20 protein-coding genes and 1 riboswitch are annotated in these 18676 nt (G+C 34.8%); of the genes, 3 read left to right on the top strand and 17 right to left on the bottom strand.

Annotated features, from left to right (window positions below):
- Nucleotides 1-10: 10 nt before the first annotated feature.
- The 9 genes from NX902_RS08265 to NX902_RS08225 form a co-directional block, all read right to left on the bottom strand.
- Complete coding sequence (locus NX902_RS08265) at nucleotides 11-1708, bottom strand: sigma-54-dependent transcriptional regulator (protein ID WP_123257359.1); 1698 nt, start codon at nucleotides 1706-1708, stop codon at nucleotides 11-13.
- Nucleotides 1709-2278: 570 nt separating this feature from the next.
- Entirely contained in the window at nucleotides 2279-3241 is a 963-nt protein-coding gene (locus NX902_RS08260) for a glycoside hydrolase family 43 protein (protein ID WP_095334009.1), read from the bottom strand.
- A gap of 191 nt (nucleotides 3242-3432) precedes the next feature.
- The gene (locus tag NX902_RS08255) at nucleotides 3433-4056 is read right to left on the bottom strand and encodes a YesL family protein (RefSeq protein WP_095334011.1); all 624 of its coding nucleotides are present in this window, start codon (nucleotides 4054-4056) and stop codon (nucleotides 3433-3435) included.
- Nucleotides 4057-4059: 3 nt separating this feature from the next.
- Nucleotides 4060-5328, bottom strand: a complete 1269-nt coding sequence (locus tag NX902_RS08250) for an arabinan endo-1,5-alpha-L-arabinosidase (RefSeq protein WP_206427983.1) — start codon at nucleotides 5326-5328, stop codon at nucleotides 4060-4062.
- A gap of 16 nt (nucleotides 5329-5344) precedes the next feature.
- Nucleotides 5345-6181: a carbohydrate ABC transporter permease gene (locus tag NX902_RS08245; RefSeq protein ID WP_095334013.1), complete on the bottom strand. Its 837-nt coding sequence runs from the start codon at nucleotides 6179-6181 to the stop codon at nucleotides 5345-5347.
- Between the two features lie 13 nt (nucleotides 6182-6194).
- Nucleotides 6195-7037: a carbohydrate ABC transporter permease gene (locus tag NX902_RS08240; RefSeq protein WP_235850359.1), complete on the bottom strand. Its 843-nt coding sequence runs from the start codon at nucleotides 7035-7037 to the stop codon at nucleotides 6195-6197.
- A gap of 208 nt (nucleotides 7038-7245) precedes the next feature.
- The gene (locus NX902_RS08235; protein ID WP_095334017.1) at nucleotides 7246-8580 is read right to left on the bottom strand and encodes an ABC transporter substrate-binding protein; all 1335 of its coding nucleotides are present in this window, start codon (nucleotides 8578-8580) and stop codon (nucleotides 7246-7248) included.
- A gap of 643 nt (nucleotides 8581-9223) precedes the next feature.
- Complete coding sequence (locus NX902_RS08230) at nucleotides 9224-9748, bottom strand: NADPH-dependent FMN reductase (protein WP_095334019.1); 525 nt, start codon at nucleotides 9746-9748, stop codon at nucleotides 9224-9226.
- A gap of 54 nt (nucleotides 9749-9802) precedes the next feature.
- Complete coding sequence (locus NX902_RS08225; protein WP_095334021.1) at nucleotides 9803-10420, bottom strand: superoxide dismutase; 618 nt, start codon at nucleotides 10418-10420, stop codon at nucleotides 9803-9805.
- Between the two features lie 258 nt (nucleotides 10421-10678).
- Here NX902_RS08225 and NX902_RS08220 point away from each other — a divergent pair, with 258 nt between their 5' ends.
- Nucleotides 10679-11338, top strand: a complete 660-nt coding sequence (locus NX902_RS08220; protein WP_095334023.1) for a helix-turn-helix transcriptional regulator — start codon at nucleotides 10679-10681, stop codon at nucleotides 11336-11338.
- 92 nt (nucleotides 11339-11430) lie between these two features.
- Here the strand turns inward: NX902_RS08220 and NX902_RS08215 are convergent, their stop codons facing one another.
- The 3 genes from NX902_RS08215 to NX902_RS08205 all read right to left on the bottom strand — a co-directional run bounded on the left by NX902_RS08215 (nucleotide 11431) and on the right by NX902_RS08205 (nucleotide 13031).
- On the bottom strand, nucleotides 11431-11676 hold the full coding sequence (locus tag NX902_RS08215) for a DUF1450 domain-containing protein (RefSeq protein ID WP_047941554.1): 246 nt from the start codon (nucleotides 11674-11676) through the stop codon (nucleotides 11431-11433).
- A 303-nt stretch (nucleotides 11677-11979) separates the two neighbouring features.
- Complete coding sequence (locus NX902_RS08210; protein ID WP_095334024.1) at nucleotides 11980-12183, bottom strand: hypothetical protein; 204 nt, start codon at nucleotides 12181-12183, stop codon at nucleotides 11980-11982.
- Nucleotides 12184-12551: 368 nt separating this feature from the next.
- Complete coding sequence (locus NX902_RS08205; protein WP_163186653.1) at nucleotides 12552-13031, bottom strand: methylated-DNA--[protein]-cysteine S-methyltransferase; 480 nt, start codon at nucleotides 13029-13031, stop codon at nucleotides 12552-12554.
- Between the two features lie 180 nt (nucleotides 13032-13211).
- Between NX902_RS08205 and NX902_RS08200 the strand changes: the two genes are divergently transcribed.
- Complete coding sequence (locus NX902_RS08200; RefSeq protein ID WP_095334028.1) at nucleotides 13212-14603, top strand: L-cystine transporter; 1392 nt, start codon at nucleotides 13212-13214, stop codon at nucleotides 14601-14603.
- Nucleotides 14604-14648: 45 nt separating this feature from the next.
- Here the strand turns inward: NX902_RS08200 and folE are convergent, their stop codons facing one another.
- The 5 genes from folE to NX902_RS08175 form a co-directional block, all read right to left on the bottom strand.
- Complete coding sequence (folE, locus tag NX902_RS08195; protein ID WP_163186655.1) at nucleotides 14649-15212, bottom strand: GTP cyclohydrolase I FolE; 564 nt, start codon at nucleotides 15210-15212, stop codon at nucleotides 14649-14651.
- 32 nt (nucleotides 15213-15244) lie between these two features.
- Nucleotides 15245-15973 (bottom strand): 7-carboxy-7-deazaguanine synthase QueE, encoded by a 729-nt coding sequence (gene queE / locus NX902_RS08190; RefSeq protein WP_095334031.1) that lies wholly within the window; start codon nucleotides 15971-15973, stop codon nucleotides 15245-15247.
- Nucleotides 15966-16448, bottom strand: coding sequence for a 6-carboxytetrahydropterin synthase QueD (gene queD, locus NX902_RS08185; protein ID WP_095334033.1), 483 nt, complete (start codon nucleotides 16446-16448; stop codon nucleotides 15966-15968). The genes queE and queD overlap by 8 nt, the downstream gene beginning before the upstream one ends.
- Before the next feature lie 4 nt (nucleotides 16449-16452).
- Nucleotides 16453-17130, bottom strand: a complete 678-nt coding sequence (queC, locus tag NX902_RS08180) for a 7-cyano-7-deazaguanine synthase QueC (RefSeq protein ID WP_123257358.1) — start codon at nucleotides 17128-17130, stop codon at nucleotides 16453-16455.
- A 36-nt stretch (nucleotides 17131-17166) separates the two neighbouring features.
- A riboswitch (PreQ1 riboswitch) is annotated at nucleotides 17167-17209 on the bottom strand.
- Between the two features lie 108 nt (nucleotides 17210-17317).
- Entirely contained in the window at nucleotides 17318-18202 is an 885-nt protein-coding gene (locus tag NX902_RS08175; RefSeq protein WP_095334037.1) for a CPBP family intramembrane glutamic endopeptidase, read from the bottom strand.
- A gap of 240 nt (nucleotides 18203-18442) precedes the next feature.
- On the opposite strand from NX902_RS08175, the gene NX902_RS08170 reads away from it, so the two are divergent.
- Nucleotides 18443-18655, top strand: coding sequence for a helix-turn-helix transcriptional regulator (locus NX902_RS08170; protein WP_095334038.1), 213 nt, complete (start codon nucleotides 18443-18445; stop codon nucleotides 18653-18655).
- The last annotated feature ends 21 nt before the right edge of the window (nucleotides 18656-18676 follow it).

The raw sequence follows: 18676 nt of genomic DNA, 5'->3' as shown, positions 1-18676 counted from the left end.
GCTGAAACTTTTATTGTTTCAGCTTTCTCCACAAAGTTGTTCGATTAATCCCGAGTCTTTCAGCAACTTTTGTTTGATTGTAATTTTCTTCTTTCATGACGGCATCAATAATTCTTTTTTCTATTTCTTCTAATGTACCTTGTAAATATTCATTATCAAACATTTCCATTTTACTCAACCGATCCCCAAGTAGCTGTTGTATAAGCCCTTTTCCTATTACAAATCCTTTTTCTTCCTTAACAGCATCATGAATAAGTATATATAATTCTTCGACATTTCCTGGCCATGAATAGGATTCCAATACTTTCCATGCATCTTCCTTTATCTTGATCGCTGAAGTGCCAAATTCAGCATGAAATGCAGTTAAAAAGTGGGTCGCTAATGGTCTGATGTCCTCTTTACGTTCAACCAAAATTGGTAAATCAACTCGTATAAATTCAAGATAAGGAAGAGCAGTATACCTATTTACGTCTGACGTCTCTATCGCTATTATAACTGTGATGCCATTATTGTAATTACGCTTAACTTTTCCAACAAATATCCTTAACTCTTCATGGCTTAACATCTCTATTTCATTCAAATAAATTGTTTTTATATCAGGATCCAACTGTTGGTTCATATTGATAAATGCATTGGCAGACATAACAGCCAAAAAACCATTCCCTCTATTTTTTTGAAAATGAATCCATTTGGAGATTAACTTTTTTCCTGTACCCGATTTCCCAATAAGTATCCAACCATAACTACTAAGATTATTTTGAATCTTTTCTATGCACCTTTTCATACTATCACTTTTCGAAAGGATAACGGGCGGAGTTTGTATATCTATAATATGTAAGGAGTTATCCGGTACTAAATCTTTCATAAAAGAAAAAGCAAATAAATAATGAAGTTCCCCCTCTACCTTTATAGGAATCACCATCTGTTTTACTCGTTTATGCTGATCCGTTTCAATGATATCTAATTCTTCTTTATTATCATTTTTTTGTTGAATTATATTTATCATTTTTTTGACCGATAGCGGGGACTCCCTAAATCGTTTCCAATTTTCATAGACAATATTTCCATCACGAGTCATTACAATGACATCCGAAAACTGTCTTTCTATAATCATTTGCATAATACTCATTTGAAAACGCTGCTTTCTCAGCATTCGGTAGATGCTCTTCACTTCTTTAATTGCTTCAAATATTGCCTCTCTGCCTGACTGTATTAGTATTCCTTCTAGATTATATTTAGCGGCGGCATCACGAGTTATAACATCTCCAATAATTAATTGATATCCATCCATTTTCAATTGATTGACTAATGGATCAACTTCAATAGCATCTTCGATTGTAAATACCTCAATAGGTATTTCTAACAAGTCCGTTATCGCCTTCGCTCCAATTGTAATGTTAGAAAAACCGACAATCGCTTTTTTGCCTGGATAATCATTTGCCAGGGTCAAAACACGGAGCATATCATAACCAGAAACATGTATGTCAACAACTGGAATATTCACTTCCTGTTCTATTAATTGCGCGGTTCCCCCACGACTTATAATAACCTCAACACCATGTTTTTCAGCCTCTTTTGCAATTGGAATTGCTTCTTGAAGATTGGCCAATTCTATTTTCATATTAAGGTCAGGCTCTAGTTTTATGCATTCTTCCATCACATGCTCCAATGCAGGATAAGGAGCAATTAACAATGTTTTAATTCCCATTTTTTTCACCTATTATTATTTATTACTTTATACATTGAAAGAATTGTGTCTAGATGTCAAGTTTCGTTAATAATTTACTAGATACTGACAAGCAAACAGAAACTAAAAAAATCGAGTAAAAGACAAGTTTCCATGTTGCAGTAGACGCTCTTGCCTTTAAACTGATGGATGGATGATCTGGTCTTTTACTGAAAGGGGCTGAGACAAAACTAAAAAGGATATGCTTAAAGCTGAATAATCATTTGTTGAATTAGACGAATGATAAATAAAATCTATTTTTGTTTCTCGCCCCATTTTATAAGATTAGTGAAATGGAGTGGAAGACACTCGACTCCTGCGGGAAATAGAGGAAAGGCTGAGACCCCGCAGGCGCAGTGAGGAGGCTCAGCTTCCTCCCCGCGGAAAGCGAGTGACTGGAGCGCAATGGAACGAACTTGTTTTTTAGCTATAAAAAAGATAAATCAGCGAAAAGAAAAAACCGAACTATTACGATGTTTATTGTATTATAGTTTGGCTTTTTCTTTATGTAAAATTCTTTTGTCCCACCCTTTTAAACTTTTATTATATTTCCTAATCCTTACTTGGCTTACCAAACACTGGCAGCCCATTCTCATCCCAAGTAAATACTTGTGCTCTCGCGTGGCGATCTGGATTATTCAAAGGATCTCCCTCTATTTCTGTATATGGTCTTGCATGATAGATCAGAACATCTTCCCTTCCATCTTCACTAATAGTAAAGCTATTATGTCCTGGACCATATTGTTGATTCTCTGGAGCGCTGCTAAAAACTGGCTTATCTAATTTAGTCCAAGAATATCCATCTAATAAATCGGAATTTATATCTGCCCAAAGCATTCCCATGCAATAATTTTCATCGGTTGCACTAGCTGAATAGGTTATGATGACTTTTCCATTTCTAATCAATACTGCTGGACCTTCATTCACTAAAAATCCGATTTTCTCCCAAGCGTATTCAGGAACAGATAATAATAACTGCTTCCCTTTTAAGGTCCAAGGGTTTTCCATTTCAGATAGATATAGATTAGAATTCCCTGGAATAGCTGGCTCCTTTTGCGCCCACACATAATAAAGCTTGTCGTGTAATTCAAACACCGTTGCATCTAAACTAAAACTTTCTTGAGCCGTTTTCACTTGACCCTTTTCAATCCATCTTCCAGTTAAAGGGTCTTCATCAGCACATTCAAGTACAAACATCCGATGCTGAAAAATCCCATTTTTAGGGTAATCATACTCTGCAGCGGCAAAGTAGATATACCATTTTCCATGGATATAATGAATTTCCGGTGCCCAAATTAGAGAGCTTAATGGGCCTGTTGAATGAGCATGCCAAACAAATGCACTTTCACCATTTTTCAGCCCATTTAATGTTCTAGCTCTGCGGACTTCTATTTTCTGATAGCCAGGAACAGAACCAGTAAAATAATAGTATCCATCTGTATGTTTATATACCCAAGGATCTGCTCTTTGTAAAACTATTGGGTTGTTATAATGAACTGTCTTGACATTCGTCATCTTACTCTCTCCTTTTTATCCATTACATTTCAGATTATAAAGATTGTCTCTCCCATCAAATTATCCAAATAGCCATCGTTATGATTATCTTAGAACTTATTTGATTGAGAAATTTAAAAACTGCATAAGTTATCATTTTTAATCTGTCGTTGTATGATTTCCATCTAATAAAAATTCCTTCAGCATTTTATCTATTCAAAATCTCTTATTATTCCTTTTTTGACTAAATCTCCTGCTATGAACTTATCTATACATAAAAAATAGGTACTAATTAAAAATAGCGGGATTATAATACTAAACTTATAAGCTACTGCTAAAAGTACTAAAAAAAAGAGTAAACTAAATACTGTATGTAAAGGTAGTAATAACGGTAAACTCAATACTAATTTCGCTTTCTCCTTGAACGTACCATGGGTATAAATGGCAATGGGAAATGTATAAAGAAGAGCAGCCAAAACATATATAATGAAGAATAGAACTGGATAATAGAAAATAGCAGCCCCAACTGTCATTCCTCGTACCAGCTGTAAATCGATCCAAAGCACATATAATACAAGGAAATAAATAATTCCAACACCATTCATTTTTAGAAAGTTCTGCTTATATGCAGAAAAGTATTCCTTCGCAAGCCTACTAAATGATGGAAAATCATTAGAAAACTCCTCTCTTCTAATTAGGACATTAAGGGCATAGGTTGCTGGAAAAATCCCGAAAATTCCAAGCCCAATTATGCTCCCCATAATCCAAAGCAGATTAAGAATGATGACACTTAACAGCCTATCAAGAACGATCATCACTTTGTTTGACCACACCATAGATTACACCCTCTTTCCAAATATAGCATTTCCTGATTTTGTTAAACCGGAGAAGGCTATTGTCTCTACATTGTTTCTCCAATCTTTAACTGGAAAAATAACAAACTCAAAATTTCTATCCGCAAAGGCAAACTGATTATTACCTAATGAATCAATCTCAGTTAGACTATTCTCTTTTAAAGAAAACCTTTTACTATGCTTAACTCTTCTGTCTTCATCAAAAGAAATATATTCCCAATCACCCAATAGATCCTGAACGGAATAATTAGGTGGTTCAGTATGATAGTAGTATTCTGGCGATACAACCGGCCAGCCGCTCTTTAGCCAAAACATTTCTCGTATAAATCCATAATGATAGGGAGAAAATTCCTCTAAACGAACATGATGAACCATAAATTGTTTATTCATTTCGGTAAAAATGGAATTGTGACCTGGTCCAATCCAAGCAATATCATCTTCAAACTGATAGCTTCCCACTAACTTAACACCAATAGTATGTGGTTCATCCTCTGTATCTATCATATTTTTACCGTTTACATCCACATAAGGACCGGTTATTTCTTTCGATCTCGCTACACGAATATTGTAACTATCATGTAAACTATCATAAGAAGTAAACAAATAATAATAATCAAATGCCGAATTGTAGATAATAAAAGCGCCTTCTATCGCACCTTCTACTTCTTTTGGTCTTATCGCAAGCAATGTTCCATAACCATCCTCAGCAACCGGCATCCCTGTTTCCATATTTAGTCCGACAAGGTAAATGCCTCCAAAGAAGGATCCATAACAAAGCCAGTACTTACCATATTTATCCCTTACTACATTTGCATCTATGGCATTATGTGTTGCAATTTCTGGATTTGTTTGAAGCACAATCCCTTGATCACACCAAGGTCCTTTTAAATGATCAGCAGTAGCCAATCCAATACAAGAAATCGTACTTCCAAAAGTGGAAGCGGAATAATACATATAATATTGACCTTTATAGTTAATAACTTCAGGGGCCCATAAGCCTAATGCCTTGGACCACTCTTTAGCCTCTTGAGGAACAGCCTTCAATGCAGTTCCAATATAATCCCAGTGAATTAAATCCTTTGATTTTCTAATTTGTGCCCCCTCAGTTGGCGCATTATCGATATATGTATCTGTTGAAAACATATAGTAGAAATCATCTTCTTTGATAATCGTAGGGTCATGCGTACCCAATGTTCCCCAGCCGTATGATTCAATCAATTCTAATCCTTTTCTTGTTTCTTCTTTCATTTTCATAGCTTGATCCTCCTGGTTATCCTTTCACACCTGATAAGGCAACTGATTCAATAATCTGTTTTTGAAATATCAAGAATACGATTAATACTGGAAGTAAGGAAACAACAGAACCTGCCATAATCAATGGATAATCCGTTTGAATAGCGTAAGTTGCTTTTAAGTTTGCAATAACTACTTGTAATGTTTGTTTCTCTGGACTATTTAAATAGATTAGTGGTGCTAAATAGTCATTCCACACACCCATGAACCAAAGAATAAATTGTGCCGCTACCGCTGGGCGAATAACAGGGAAAATTAATTTAAAGAAAATTTGAAGGTAACCTGCTCCGTCTACCTTTGCTGCTTCAATTAAAGAATAAGGCACATTTGTTAGATATTGACGAAGGAAGAAAATCATCGTAATATTTCCAAATAAACCTGGCACAATTAACGGTAATAATGTATCTACCCAACCCATTTTAGAAAACATTACGAATTGGGGAATCATAATAATCGGATAAGGAATCATAATTGAAGCTAATAAAATCAAGAATAATGTATTTTTAAAAGGCATTCTGAGTTTTGCAAAAGCAAAAGCAGCCATACTAGAGGTTATGGTACCAATAATAGTTACGGTTAAAGAGACAATTATGGTATTTTTAAGTCCGTATCCCAAAGTATCAAGCTGAAATAATTTAGTATATGCATCAAACTGAAAGGGATCTGGTATCCATTGTGGCGGCAAGGCAAATACACCAGTCTTGTCTTTTAATGAAGTGGTAATCATCCATAATAATGGTCCAATCATAAACACGGAACCAATTGTGAGAATGAAATAAATGAATATATCCGTTATTTTCTTATGCTTTTTCATGCTATGCACCCCCTTAATCCAAACTATAATCTGATTTTCTATTAAAATAAAATTGAATAACAGTTACGATAAAGATAAAGATAAATAGAATAAGTGACATTGCTGAACCATATCCCATTTGATAATATTTGAATGCTTTTTGCCATACGTACCAAACAATAGACGCTGCACTATAAGATGGACCACCAGTCGGGGTCATAATGTTAATTTCAGTAAAGATTTGGAATCCGCCAATTATGTTTGTAATAACTAAGAAAAACGTTACCGGTTTAACCATTGGCCATGTGATACTTTTAAATTTTTGGAAAGAATTTGCACCATCTAGATCAGCCGCTTCATAATAGGTTTTAGAAACACTTTGAATTGCAGCTAAATAAAGCAGCATCGAATAACCTAACCCTTTCCATACTGCCATCAGGATAATTGCAGGTTTAACAGTTGCAGTATTTTCTAACCAGTTCGGGCCCTTAATGCCAAATAAATCTAAAAATTGATTAATCAATCCAAAATCTCCATTATAAGCCCATGCCCACATGATGGATATCGCCGCCAGAGAAGAGATAACAGGAATATAGTAGATCGTTCTAAAAACAGTAGTCCCTTTCAGCCCCCTGCTCAAAGCCATTGCGAGCAGCAATGCCAATCCTAATCCAATGGGAATTCCTATCATATAAAAAACTGTATTATAGAGAGTTTGATAGAAATATTCATCTTTAAATAGTTTAATAAAGTTATCCAAGCCGACAAAGTTCATCCTATTCAAGCCATTCCAATCTGTAAAAGATGCATATACAGAATAAGCAAATGGATAAACAGAGAATAATAGGAACCCAATAATTGGAGCAGCCACAAACATCAGTGCAACTCTATGTTCTTGCTTATATAAGTTACTAGTTTTTCTTTTTGGTTTTATTTTCGGATTTTTATTTTTTTCACTATTTGTAGCTATCACACTGGACATATTATCACCTCTTTAACGATTGGTGATGTCTTAAAAGCAGAGAACCTCACAAGAAGTTCCACTTGAAGTTCGTGAGGTTACTCTTAGTAATAAGACATCCTAGTTATTTAGACATTTTCGCTTGTTCGTTGGCTTCATCCAAAAGTTTTTGCATTTTAGGCTGTATTTCTTTTACGAAATCAGCTGCAGTCTGTTTTCCTTGCATCACAGGAGTAATATTCGACCAGAATTCATCTAACCATTGAGAGTTATAGGTAGCGAAAGTTGGGTACGGAACACCATAATCTCGAACAATATCTAAAAATTCTTTCTTGTTATTTGGAACCGTTTCTGTATCGTTAGCCCATTCTTCAGCCATATCAATTAAATTCGGAATTTGCACTTTAGCATCTAATAATGTTTGTTGTGCATTTTCATCTGCAGACAAGTAAATGGCCAATTCAGTCGCTAAATCAGGATATTTTGTAGTCTCTGAAACTACTAATCCTAGAGAACCAACATATGCGACTGATTTTCCTGTTGTACCAGATGGCCATGGCATGAGATCATATTCAAAATCTAGTTTGGCATATGTACTCATATCCCATGGACCTACTGGGAAGAAAGCCAATTCGCCATTCATCCATCTTTGGTATGTGTCCAATGTTTCTGCTTGTGAAGCATTTGGTGTTGTATTATATTTATTAGTTAAATCGGCAAGGAACTGCAAAGAACTTGCAAATTCTGGTGTGTCAACTGTTACAGTATCTCCAGCATCATTTAAAAAGGACGCCCCATTACTATAAGCAAATGATTGCAGAGTCCATGTGGCATTAAAACCGCTTGCCCATTGATCAACTTCGCCATCACCATTTGTATCTTTTGTTAATTCTTGACTAATTTTCAAGAATTCATCCCAAGTATAGGCTTTATCTTTATCTGGCAACGGAATTCCGGCTTCTTCAAACATGTCTTTGTTATAACCTAGCGCAAATGGACCGATATCTTTTGGTAATCCATAAAGCGCACCCTGACCAGGCGTTTTTCCATCATAGCGATAGATGTCTACACCAAATTTCCAAATACTATCTAAATCAAAATCTGCATTTTCAACTTCTTCTGTAATATCTTTAATGATGCCATTATCAACATAATTTGCGATACTTCCAGAATCAAGATAAAAAACATCGGGTACATTCCCACCGGAAACAGCAGCAGATAATTTAGTAGCATATTGATCAGCATCTGTATTAATGATTTTCACCTTCACGTCCTCATGCGATTCTTCAAACTTTTTAATCGCTTCAGTATAAGCCGTTTTCTCATCTGGCCCTCCTCTAAACATAAACGTTATTTCTTTCTTCCCATCCGCATTACTGCTACTGCTACTTGAACATGCACCTAAAAGCAACATACTGAAAATCACAAAACTTGAAAGTAATATTTTTACTTTTTTCATTTTATATTCTCCCCTATTTTTAATTTCTTTTATAAAACAAAAAGGATAATACTAATCTGCATTTCTATCACTTTAAGCGTAGACTTACTTTGTTCTCTTTATGTAGCATTTAATTCAAAATTACTTTCCTTTTCACCAACATATCGACAGTTTATTTGTTTTGTCATTCCTCCCCTCCCTTTTTACATGACACTATAATACAACTTAATAGCAAAAGGCGATTTTTACAAAGTTTGTTGTTTATTTACTGATAGTCTCAAGTTGTGTTGAATCCCCCAAAAAAGAGAACAACATTTTTAAAAACAACCTTTTTATAAAATATCTCATAAGTTATTTATACAATCATCTGTAAGCGTTGTCAATAACTTTCATATAAATCTTAATATATTTTTGATGCATTAAGTTAATGAATATGTTAATCTTATTTATCACTTAGTAAATCATCTAAACAAAGTTAATGTTTATATTAACCTTTCCCTTTCATTACACCATTATTAACAACTAACTGTATTTAAAAATCAGAAAGAAACGATTTTTCCTTTCAACTTGAATTTTTGAGAAGCAGTACGCTCTTTAAATACAAAAAAAGACAGACCTGCTAACTTCGCAGAATCTGCCTTTTTAGAACATTTCTAAATGATAACTACCGCAGCAAATAAATAATTTCCTCAGCCAATTTAATCATTCGCTCTTTGGCATCATTGTCTGTAATTTCATTCTCTTCATCGAAATAATCGTTATGAACAAATACATTTTGCACGGTAACCAGTGCTTTAAAATACGTAAGAATTGGTTTTAATTGATATTCCATCACAAGAAAATGTTTATCTGTACCACCCGTGATAACCATTCCTGTTACTTTTGATTTAAATGCATCGACCGGTAGATGATCAAAGAGATTTTTTAATACACCTGAAATGGAAGCTTGATATACTGGTGTTCCAATCACAAGAGCATCTGCACTCAAAATAGTATTGACCACTTTAATCGTATCATCATTATAATAACTTAATGGCACTCCATTCACAAATTCGATCTCATATTCTCTTAAATCAATTAATTCCACTTGAATAGTTGGATCAAGTGCCTTGGCAGCAACTAAAACCTCATTAACCGCCTTAGCTGTTTTAGAACCAACTAACGATCCGGAAACTCCTACAAGCTTCATATTTTCCTCCAAGCTTAAAGATAAGCAGGAAACATCTTATCTTCATCTATCTGATTAGTTATTATTAGCAAATTTATCAGCTACTACACTCCAATTAACAATAGAGAAGAAATTGGAAATGTATTCAGGTCTTCTGTTTTGGTAATTTAAATAGTAAGCATGCTCCCATACATCCAATCCTAAAATAGCACGTTCGCCATCCATAATTGGATTATCTTGATTTGGCGTGCTTGTTACTTTTAAGTTGCCTTCTTTATCAACAACCAGCCAAGCCCAACCAGATCCAAATCGAGTAGTAGCAGCAGCAGTAAATTGCTGCTTGAATTCATCAAAGCTTCCAAAAGCTTTATTCATTGCTTCTGCTAATTCACCAGAAGGAGTATTAGCACCCGAAGCTGGGGCAATTACTTCCCAAAATAAGGAATGGTTTAAGTGCCCACCACCATTGTTTCTTACAGCAGTTCTGATTTGTTCTGGAACTTCATCCAGATTGCTTAATAACTCTTCTAAAGATTTTGCTTGTAATGCATCCTGTCCTTCCAGTGCAGCATTTAAATTACTAACGTATGTTTGATGATGTTTTCCATAATGAATTTCCATCGTTTTCTGATCAATATGTGGTTCTAAAGCATTAAATTCGTATGATAAAGCTGGTAATGAATATGTAGTCATTTGTGTTTCCTCCATTTTTTTATTTTTTATACTTATTAGTTTAAAAAGTATATTTAAACAATAAACCATCCATAAAAAAAAATCAATTACTTTGGCCTAAATTGGTGGATGTTTTTTTACTAACTAACCTAATCTTATGCACTGACTCTTGTACAGGTAACTACTTTCAACATTTTATACTTTCTGGTATAATTAATTTCTATACCTTTAAAAATCTTTTTGATTTTTTTCTCCAATGAAATAGAATGGAGGTTTAAAATGGTTCCAACACAAAAAACGACAAAAGATAAAATTCTGTATCTTCTTAAGAAAGAGGGTTCCTTAACGGTAAACGATTTTACCGATCGTCTGCAAATAACACATATGGCTGTGCGAAAGCACTTAACAATATTAGAAAAAGATAGTTTAATCCAATCCGAATTTATCAAACAGCCAATGGGCCGACCTATTCAAAGCTTTACTTTGGCGGAAAAAGCAGAACAGTTTTTTCCAAAGAGTTATGAAGGAATCAGCATCGATTTATTACACGACGTTAAAGAACTGTATGGAAAAGATTCGGTTCAGCAATTATTCAACAAACGAGAAGAACGTCTAACAAAAGAGTATATTTCACGTATGGATGACAAAGATCCTGCTGAAAAAATGCAAGAAATGATTACTATTCAAAATGAAAAAGGATATATGGCTGATTTAACAAAAGTGGACGACCATACTTTTGAAATAACAGAATATAATTGTCCTATCCTCGAGGTAGCAAAGGAGTTTAAAATAGCCTGTAAATGTGAGACAGAAATGCTCAAAAAAGTTCTCCATGCAGAGGATGTTACGAGAACATACTGCCGAACAGAAGGAGACAATCACTGTAAGTTTGTCGTAAAGTTTGTTTCCCAGCATGATTCCTCGTTAGTAGTGGTATAAAGACTTTTTCTTAGAAAAGACTTACAATAATAGAAAAGGGAAGTCATCAAGAAATTAATTCTTAAGACTTCCCTTTTCTATTATTTCTTCTATTAAGCAAATACAGCTAATTCTGCTTCAATTTGTTTCATTATTAATTCAAGACATTCCTCAGTAGTTTTTGCAAAAATTCTTTTTCCGTTTACAATTGCATAAGGACGTTTTGCACACATTCCACAAAAGGAAAGACAGCTGCTTTCAATCACGGCTACTTCTGGATATTTAGATTCTAGTATTTCTTCTAAATTTATTGAAGTGATCAAACTTCCATCACAAATTTCTACAACCACAATCCCCATTTGCTACTTCCTCCCTTCAATTTTACAAACACTATATATAAACGATTAATTTTATGGTCCATAGTTATGAGAAAAAACAAATCACTCTGTATAAAAAATTTTTATACCATATAGTATAAAAACAAGTATATACATTTAATCATTTTCTATATAAAAATGCAAGTAAAGAAGCTCTAAATATGCTTGATAGACTAAGAATAAAAATTACTCCTTTCCAGCTGTTAATATGTATGAACATGTTTTTCATCAGCTGCCAAGGAGTATGACACTATCATTATGAATTTATAGGTGGAATTTTGCTACTTATCCTCCAAAAAATTTCTTGAATTTTTCCAACTCTTCTTTACTATATGTTTTGGTTTTATCAAAATAAGGATTATCTTCTAGCACATTTTTAGGATCTAAACTTGTCTTAATCGATACACTTGTCTTATCTGAATCAGCATTCATCATGTGATCATTTATTTGGCCAAAATCAGGGATATTCGCTCCGTTTTGTTCGTTCATCCAAATCACTCCTTTTTTATAAGTTTTACAGAAAACAGAAAATTATTCTCTTCCATTAACATCTATATTTAACGAACAAAAAAACATCTTACTAAAAAAAGAAATAATATTCTGAAAATAGTTCACCACTTCACAATATTTGATTTTGAAATCGTTTTCATTTATAATGAAAAATAGGTTGGATAACATTAGTGGTTATCACTGTACACAGCGTAGGTGGAGCTGGTACTTCAATAGAGCTTTATTAGTTCTAAATGAGAAGCAGAAAAGTATCCGATTCAATAAGAATCGGATACTTTTCATTAACCTGCACAACTAACCCATAGCTAAAGGGAAAGTACCATCGATGGAGTTTTGTCTTTGTCCTATTATATAGTGATAGTTTTCCATTTCTGCTCATGACTAAGCAGCCATTCCTTTCTCCATAAACCACCCGCATAGCCAGTCAGCATTCCATTCGCTCCTATTATTCGATGACATGGAATGACAATGCATAGTTTATTCCTGCCATTTGCACTTCCCACCGCACGAACTGCCTTTTCGTTACCGATGCTATTTGCAATATCCTTATACGATCCCGTTGCTGCATAGGGAATACTAGTTAAAGCATTCCATACTTGCCTTTGAAATGGAGTCCCATCCATTGCAATAGGAAAAGAAAAATCTTGACTATTTCCATTAAAGTAAGCATCAAGCTGTTTATAACATGTCATTAAAACCTGAGGCGTCTGATCATCTATCTGGTTCTCTGGCGACTCTTTCTCTGAAAATAAGATCGAATAAATTGCCTTTTCTGTTCCAGTTATCTCTATTACTCCAATTGGAGATTGGTAATCGAGTACAAACATCCTATCCCCCCAAAAAACTATTTTCTATTATTTTAACAGAATAGTACTGTTCACTTCATAAAAACCTCTTTATTTTTTGAAAATTATATTTACAAATGAGGCAATTAGTGTTAGTCTTTTAAAGAAATTATGCAATCCCTATTTAACCTATAGGAATTACAATAAAAGGAGGACATAGCATTGAATCTTTATGCTATTTTAAACATTATTATATTACTTATTTTGCTTAGTGTTCTATTCTATATGCAAAAGAAACATATATCCTTCTCTAAACGCGTGTTTACCGCTTTAGGACTAGGTGTATTATTTGGGGCCATCTTACAGTTATTTTTTGAACCGACTTCAGAAGTAATCACGGTTACAAATGATTGGTTCGGATTAGTTGGAAACGGATATGTAAAACTGTTACAAATGATCGTTATGCCACTAGTCTTTATTTCCATTGTGGCGGCCTTCACGAAATTAGAAAAATCAGCTAACCTTGGGAAAATTAGTGGTCTCGTAATCGGAACATTATTACTAACAACAGCTATAGCTGCAGGAATCGGGATCGCATCTGCTGCAGGTTTTGACTTAAAAGCAATTGATGTAAACGCTGGAGATGCTGAAGTTCTTCGCGGACAGCAATTAGAAGAATCTTTGGGGGAAGTCCAAAGCACAACTGTACCACAGAAAATTCTTAGCTTTTTACCAGCTAATCCATTTCAAGATTTAACTGGTGCAAGACCAACTTCTACTATTGCGGTAGTAATTTTTGCGGCATTTGTTGGCGTTGCATTCCTAGGGATTAGAAGAAAAAATCCAGAGCAAGCAGCTTTCTTCCAAAAAATCGTTGAATCATTACATACAATAGTGATGCGAATTGTAACATTAGTACTGCGATTAACTCCATATGGAATACTTGCGCTTATGGCAAAGACAGTTGCAGGAAGTAACCTTGATGCAATTGTGAAACTAGGAAAATTTGTTATTGCGTCCTATGTTGCCTTAATAGCAATGTTTATTATTCATTTAATTATTCTTGCGATTATGGGACTTAGCCCAAAACAATATGTGAAAAAAGTTTGGCCTGTACTTACTTTTGCATTCACATCACGTACAAGTGCAGGAACAATGCCTTTAAATATTGAAGCACAGAGGAATAAATTAGGTGTACCGGAATCTATTGCTAACTTCTCTGCATCCTTCGGAGTTTCGATTGGCCAAAATGGTTGTGCTGGTATCTACCCTGCAATGCTTGCAGTCATGATTGCACCAACACAAGGAATCAATCCTTTATCCCCATCTTTCATCGCGACATTAATTATTGTCGTTATGATCAGTTCTTTTGGGGTTGCTGGAGTGGGCGGAGGAGCAACATTTGCAACATTGATCGTTCTTTCTACTTTAAACTTACCAGTAGCCTTGGCTGGTGTATTAATTTCTGTTGAACCATTAATTGATATGGGTCGTACTGCTCTAAATGTAAGTGGATCAATGGTGTCAGGTGTTGTAACAAGTAAAACACTTGGTGAATTAGATACAAAACAGTATCAGTCGAATGAAATAGATACTAGTGAGAATATGGCATAATAAAAAAGCAAAGCTCCTTCTAAGGTGCTTTGCTTTTTTATTATCTTATTTAATCATCGCAAAAACTTCTGTGCGCTTATCACTGTCAGTCTGAAATACACCTCGTACAGCTGATGTAACTGTTTTAGCACCAGGCTTTTTCACTCCACGCATGGTCATACACATATGCTCTGCCTCTACCACGACCATTACTCCATGAGGCTCAAGTGTTTCCATCATTGTATCTGCCACAGTGGACGTTATTCGTTCCTGAAGCTGAGGGCGTTTTGAAACTGCCTCTATTGCTCGGGCAAGCTTACTTAACCCAGCCACTCTTCCGCCTTTCGGGATATAGGCAACATGTGCTTTCCCGTAAAAAGGGACTAAGTGATGCTCGCACATGGAGTAAAAAGGAATATCCTTTACTAATACCAATTCTTCATGGTCTTCATGAAAAATCGTTTCAAAATACTCTTTTGGATCGATGGTAAGACCAGAAAAAACCTCTTCATACATTTTCGCTACCCGTTTTGGAGTATCTAATAATCCTTCTCTATTTGGATCTTCTCCAACTGCTTCTAATAGTAAGCGAATAGCCTCCTCTATTTGAGGAGTATTAATTTTACTCATTCTAAAATCCTCCTAAAATCCTTCCCGACTATCTACACTCCACGCTTATTTCCCCAAATATACGTATGTAGCTGTGGAAGTACCTTCACATTTTTGAATTGATGATCAAGCATAGTTTTATCAATCAACCACTCATACTTCGCCAATAAATGCTCGACTAATTTAGTATCATCAGTCGTTTTATTATCTTCATTCCCAACTTGCAAGAAAAAAGGAATGTCAGGATAACGCAAATGCACTTTTTTGGCATAGTTGTAATCTTCATCAGAAAATACAACAACTTTTAAGCTAATATGAGTACTTCGATTAGCATTTCTTAATCTTTGCACAATGGAATCCAACATGTCAAAATCCGTATTCATTTTAGAACTTGGCGGCTTAGGAGAAATAGTTAGTTCATCAATATCTATAAACCAATCTTGCCATTTGCTCCCTTGTGTCTCAAGGCCAATCTTTATTTCCTTTTCCTTTAATAAATTTACCAGAAAGGAAAGATTTTTCAAGAGGGCGGGATTTCCTCCTGAAAGGGTGACAAAAGAAAATCCGTATCCCCCTAGTCGAACTAGTTCCCCCCATATTTCCTCTGCCTGCATTTGCTTAATCAGCTCTTTACCGCTGCCATCCCAAGTAAAGGCAGAATCACACCAAGCGCAGGAATAATCACAGCCAGCTGTTCTGACAAACATCGTTTTTTGGCCAATGACCATTCCTTCTCCTTGTATCGTTGGTCCAAAAATCTCCATAACAGGTACTTTACTCACTCTCCATCCACTCCCTTCTCATTTCTGCATAACTAGTAGGAGTTTCATAGAGACGAACAAATTCTACTCTCGCCCCATTATCTGCTTGCTTTATCTCATCTTTATTCAAAGCCTCTGCCATTTTTTCAAAGATCCAATATACCATATTTTCGGCTGTTGTATTCATCGGTGGCAGAGTTTCATTCAAGTAGCGATGATCTAAGTAAATTTCAATCTCGTTTTTCCATATTTTTTTAATGTCACCAAAGTCTATCATTAATCCTCGGTTATCTAAATATCCACTTATTCCAAAAACGACCTTGTATGTATGTCCATGAAGATTCATACATTTTCCTTCATAAGCATGCAGGTGATGTGCCGCATCAAAGGTAAACTCTTTACTAACCATAACACGTTTGCAATGATATTTTAATTGCTTAGAAGAAATATCTTCCCCAAATTTTTGCAATCTATCTACTATTCGAAAGTCATGCATTCTCTTATAACCCCTTTCGAACAGCGAGATAATCATTTAATCCCTTTTTACGCAGCTTACAAGCAGGACATTCTCCACAGCCATCTGCCACAATTCCGTTGTAGCATGTTAGTGTTTTTTCACGAACAAAGTCAAAAGCACCTAACTCATCCGCAAATCTCCATGTTTCTTCCTTATTTAACCACATAAGTGGAGTATGAATGACAAATTGTTTATCCATAGAAAGATTTAATGTTACATTCAATGATTTAACAAAGATATCACGACAGTCTGGATAGCCGCTAAAATCTGTCTCACATACACCTGTTACAATATGTTTTGCTTGTATTTGACTTGCTAATACACCAGCAAACGACATAAACAATAAATTTCGTCCTGGAACAAATGTGGAAGGCAGCTCTCCTTCCTTGCCATCTTCGACTGCAATATCGTCTCTTGTTAATGCATTTGGCGCCAGCTGATTTAGCAGAGACATATCAAGAATATGGTGTTTAATGCCAAGCTCTTCGGTGATTTTCTGTGCACATTCAATCTCTGTAATATGTCTTTGATTATAGTCAAACGTTACAGCTACTACTTCTTTGAAATTTTTTATAGCCCAAAATAAACAAGTAGTGCTATCTTGACCCCCACTAAATACAACAACCGCTTTTTCGTTTTTCATTTTGCAAATCTCCTTCATATAGAAAAAACAGCACTACTAAGAAAGTAGTACTGTTTTTTCTTAGTTTTTTAAAGAGGGTAGCTAGAACCTCCACCGCCGAAACGGATTTTTACTATGCTATTGTTTAGCTCGATTTATTATATCGCAGATTCATTAATTATTCTATGACAATATTAATTTAACTTTATAATATGCTTATTGAAAATTACCTTTTCTTTGTAAATAAATTCGTAATAACGAATCCAAGAACAATAATGATTGTCGCTAAAAAACCGCCTTCCAGACCAAAAGAACCACCTGTTAGCCAATCATTTCCCACGGAAACATCTATTCCGTATAGACCATGGGGAGTGGTACCACTGACTGGAAAACCAAACACATTCCCTTGGAAATAATTCCATGTTATATGATAGCCAATTGGCATCCAAAGGCTTTTTGTCTTATCATACATATAAGCAAATAAAAGTCCTACAAGAAAAATATTGATAATTCCAAGAGCCGCTACATGTGGATTTAATAAATGAGCTATCCCAAAAATTAATGACGAAACGATATATACTACCCATTTTGAATTTTCGTTATCGGTAAGTGTAGACATAATATAACCTCTGAAGGTCAATTCCTCTGAAAAACCGACTAAAATAAAAAACAGTAGATAGGAAATGGTATAGGCTGAAAAGTTCGGTGAACTAATTGAATTTGTCAGCTCTATATTCTTAGTAACTAGTAACAGTAAAAAGATAAAAATAATAGAAACCGCACCAAGAATTAACCCAATAAAGAAATCGGAAGTAAAATGCCCAAACCCCATCTCTTTGATCTTTTTCTTATTCACAAATTTCCACAATAAAAACAGCATTCCTATACCGCCAATTAAGCCAATCCCTTGAGTAAAAAGAATAAACCAAGGAGATGATTCTATCACATCTTCCACATTTTCATTCAAACTATTTGGATCCGTCACCATTTGCAACACTACAGTGAGAACCGTCCCTGGAATCATTAATAAAGATTGAATAATTGTTGTTGTTGCTAAGGCTAGCACAATAATCCATCCAGATCTTACCTTGCCCAACTTATTTTTGAACATATTACCCTCCACTTCTTGGCATACTTAATTCGAAATTTCTCCCTCTCATTATATCTATTTTTTTTTGGAAAATATATGCTTTTATCCGTTAGATAAATAGAAAGTGGGTCTCGAAAAAGAAAGCAGACTGACTTTATGGTTCGTTAAGATATCTTCATTTAATAGAAATGATTAGTTAGTTAAAATTTTGGGTATTGAATAGTTACATAATAATATACTATAAAGATTGGGACGATTTTTATGATTCAATTTAAAAGTGATATGGAATTTAGAAAGTTTTTAGAAGAAGAATTAGTTTCTACCTCACAGGTTACCGAATTATTAGGATGTACACGGCAATATATCCATGACTGTGTAAAAAAGGGGATTCTAGAACCGCTCAATGTTGGCAATAAAGAAAGAATCTATTTAAAATCTGATATCATGGCACATATAAAGAGAAAGAGAAAATGAGGCACTCATTTTCTCTTTCTT

This window comes from Niallia sp. FSL W8-0954 (assembly GCF_038005605.1).
GTDB classification, from domain to species: Bacteria; Bacillota; Bacilli; order Bacillales; family Cytobacillaceae; genus Niallia; species Niallia circulans_A.
The sequence above is the reverse complement of the archived record's forward strand: the minus strand, read 5'-3'. Positions and strand labels throughout refer to the sequence as shown.

Excerpts from the sequence above, each read along its gene's own strand:
- NX902_RS08205 (WP_163186653.1), bottom strand. The coding sequence starts at position 13,031 with ATGTTTGTACTCGATTACCAATCTCCAATTGGAGTAATAGAGATAACT.
- NX902_RS08255 (WP_095334011.1), bottom strand. The coding sequence starts at position 4,056 with ATGGTGTGGTCAAACAAAGTGATGATCGTTCTTGATAGGCTGTTAAGT.
- queC (WP_123257358.1), bottom strand. The coding sequence starts at position 17,130 with ATGAAGGAGATTTGCAAAATGAAAAACGAAAAAGCGGTTGTTGTATTT.
- folE (WP_163186655.1), bottom strand. The coding sequence starts at position 15,212 with ATGAGTAAAATTAATACTCCTCAAATAGAGGAGGCTATTCGCTTACTA.
- NX902_RS08260 (WP_095334009.1), bottom strand. The coding sequence starts at position 3,241 with ATGACGAATGTCAAGACAGTTCATTATAACAACCCAATAGTTTTACAA.
- NX902_RS08210 (WP_095334024.1), bottom strand. The coding sequence starts at position 12,183 with ATGAACGAACAAAACGGAGCGAATATCCCTGATTTTGGCCAAATAAAT.
- NX902_RS08240 (WP_235850359.1), bottom strand. The coding sequence starts at position 7,037 with ATGTTTGTGGCTGCTCCAATTATTGGGTTCCTATTATTCTCTGTTTAT.
- NX902_RS08220 (WP_095334023.1), top strand. The coding sequence starts at position 10,679 with ATGGTTCCAACACAAAAAACGACAAAAGATAAAATTCTGTATCTTCTT.
- NX902_RS08230 (WP_095334019.1), bottom strand. The coding sequence starts at position 9,748 with ATGAAGCTTGTAGGAGTTTCCGGATCGTTAGTTGGTTCTAAAACAGCT.
- NX902_RS08250 (WP_206427983.1), bottom strand. The coding sequence starts at position 5,328 with ATGAAAATGAAAGAAGAAACAAGAAAAGGATTAGAATTGATTGAATCA.
- queD (WP_095334033.1), bottom strand. The coding sequence starts at position 16,448 with ATGCATGACTTTCGAATAGTAGATAGATTGCAAAAATTTGGGGAAGAT.
- NX902_RS08170 (WP_095334038.1), top strand. The coding sequence starts at position 18,443 with ATGATTCAATTTAAAAGTGATATGGAATTTAGAAAGTTTTTAGAAGAA.
- NX902_RS08235 (WP_095334017.1), bottom strand. The coding sequence starts at position 8,580 with ATGAAAAAAGTAAAAATATTACTTTCAAGTTTTGTGATTTTCAGTATG.
- NX902_RS08265 (WP_123257359.1), bottom strand. The coding sequence starts at position 1,708 with ATGGGAATTAAAACATTGTTAATTGCTCCTTATCCTGCATTGGAGCAT.
- NX902_RS08225 (WP_095334021.1), bottom strand. The coding sequence starts at position 10,420 with ATGACTACATATTCATTACCAGCTTTATCATACGAATTTAATGCTTTA.
- NX902_RS08245 (WP_095334013.1), bottom strand. The coding sequence starts at position 6,181 with ATGAAAAAGCATAAGAAAATAACGGATATATTCATTTATTTCATTCTC.
- NX902_RS08215 (WP_047941554.1), bottom strand. The coding sequence starts at position 11,676 with ATGGGGATTGTGGTTGTAGAAATTTGTGATGGAAGTTTGATCACTTCA.
- NX902_RS08175 (WP_095334037.1), bottom strand. The coding sequence starts at position 18,202 with ATGTTCAAAAATAAGTTGGGCAAGGTAAGATCTGGATGGATTATTGTG.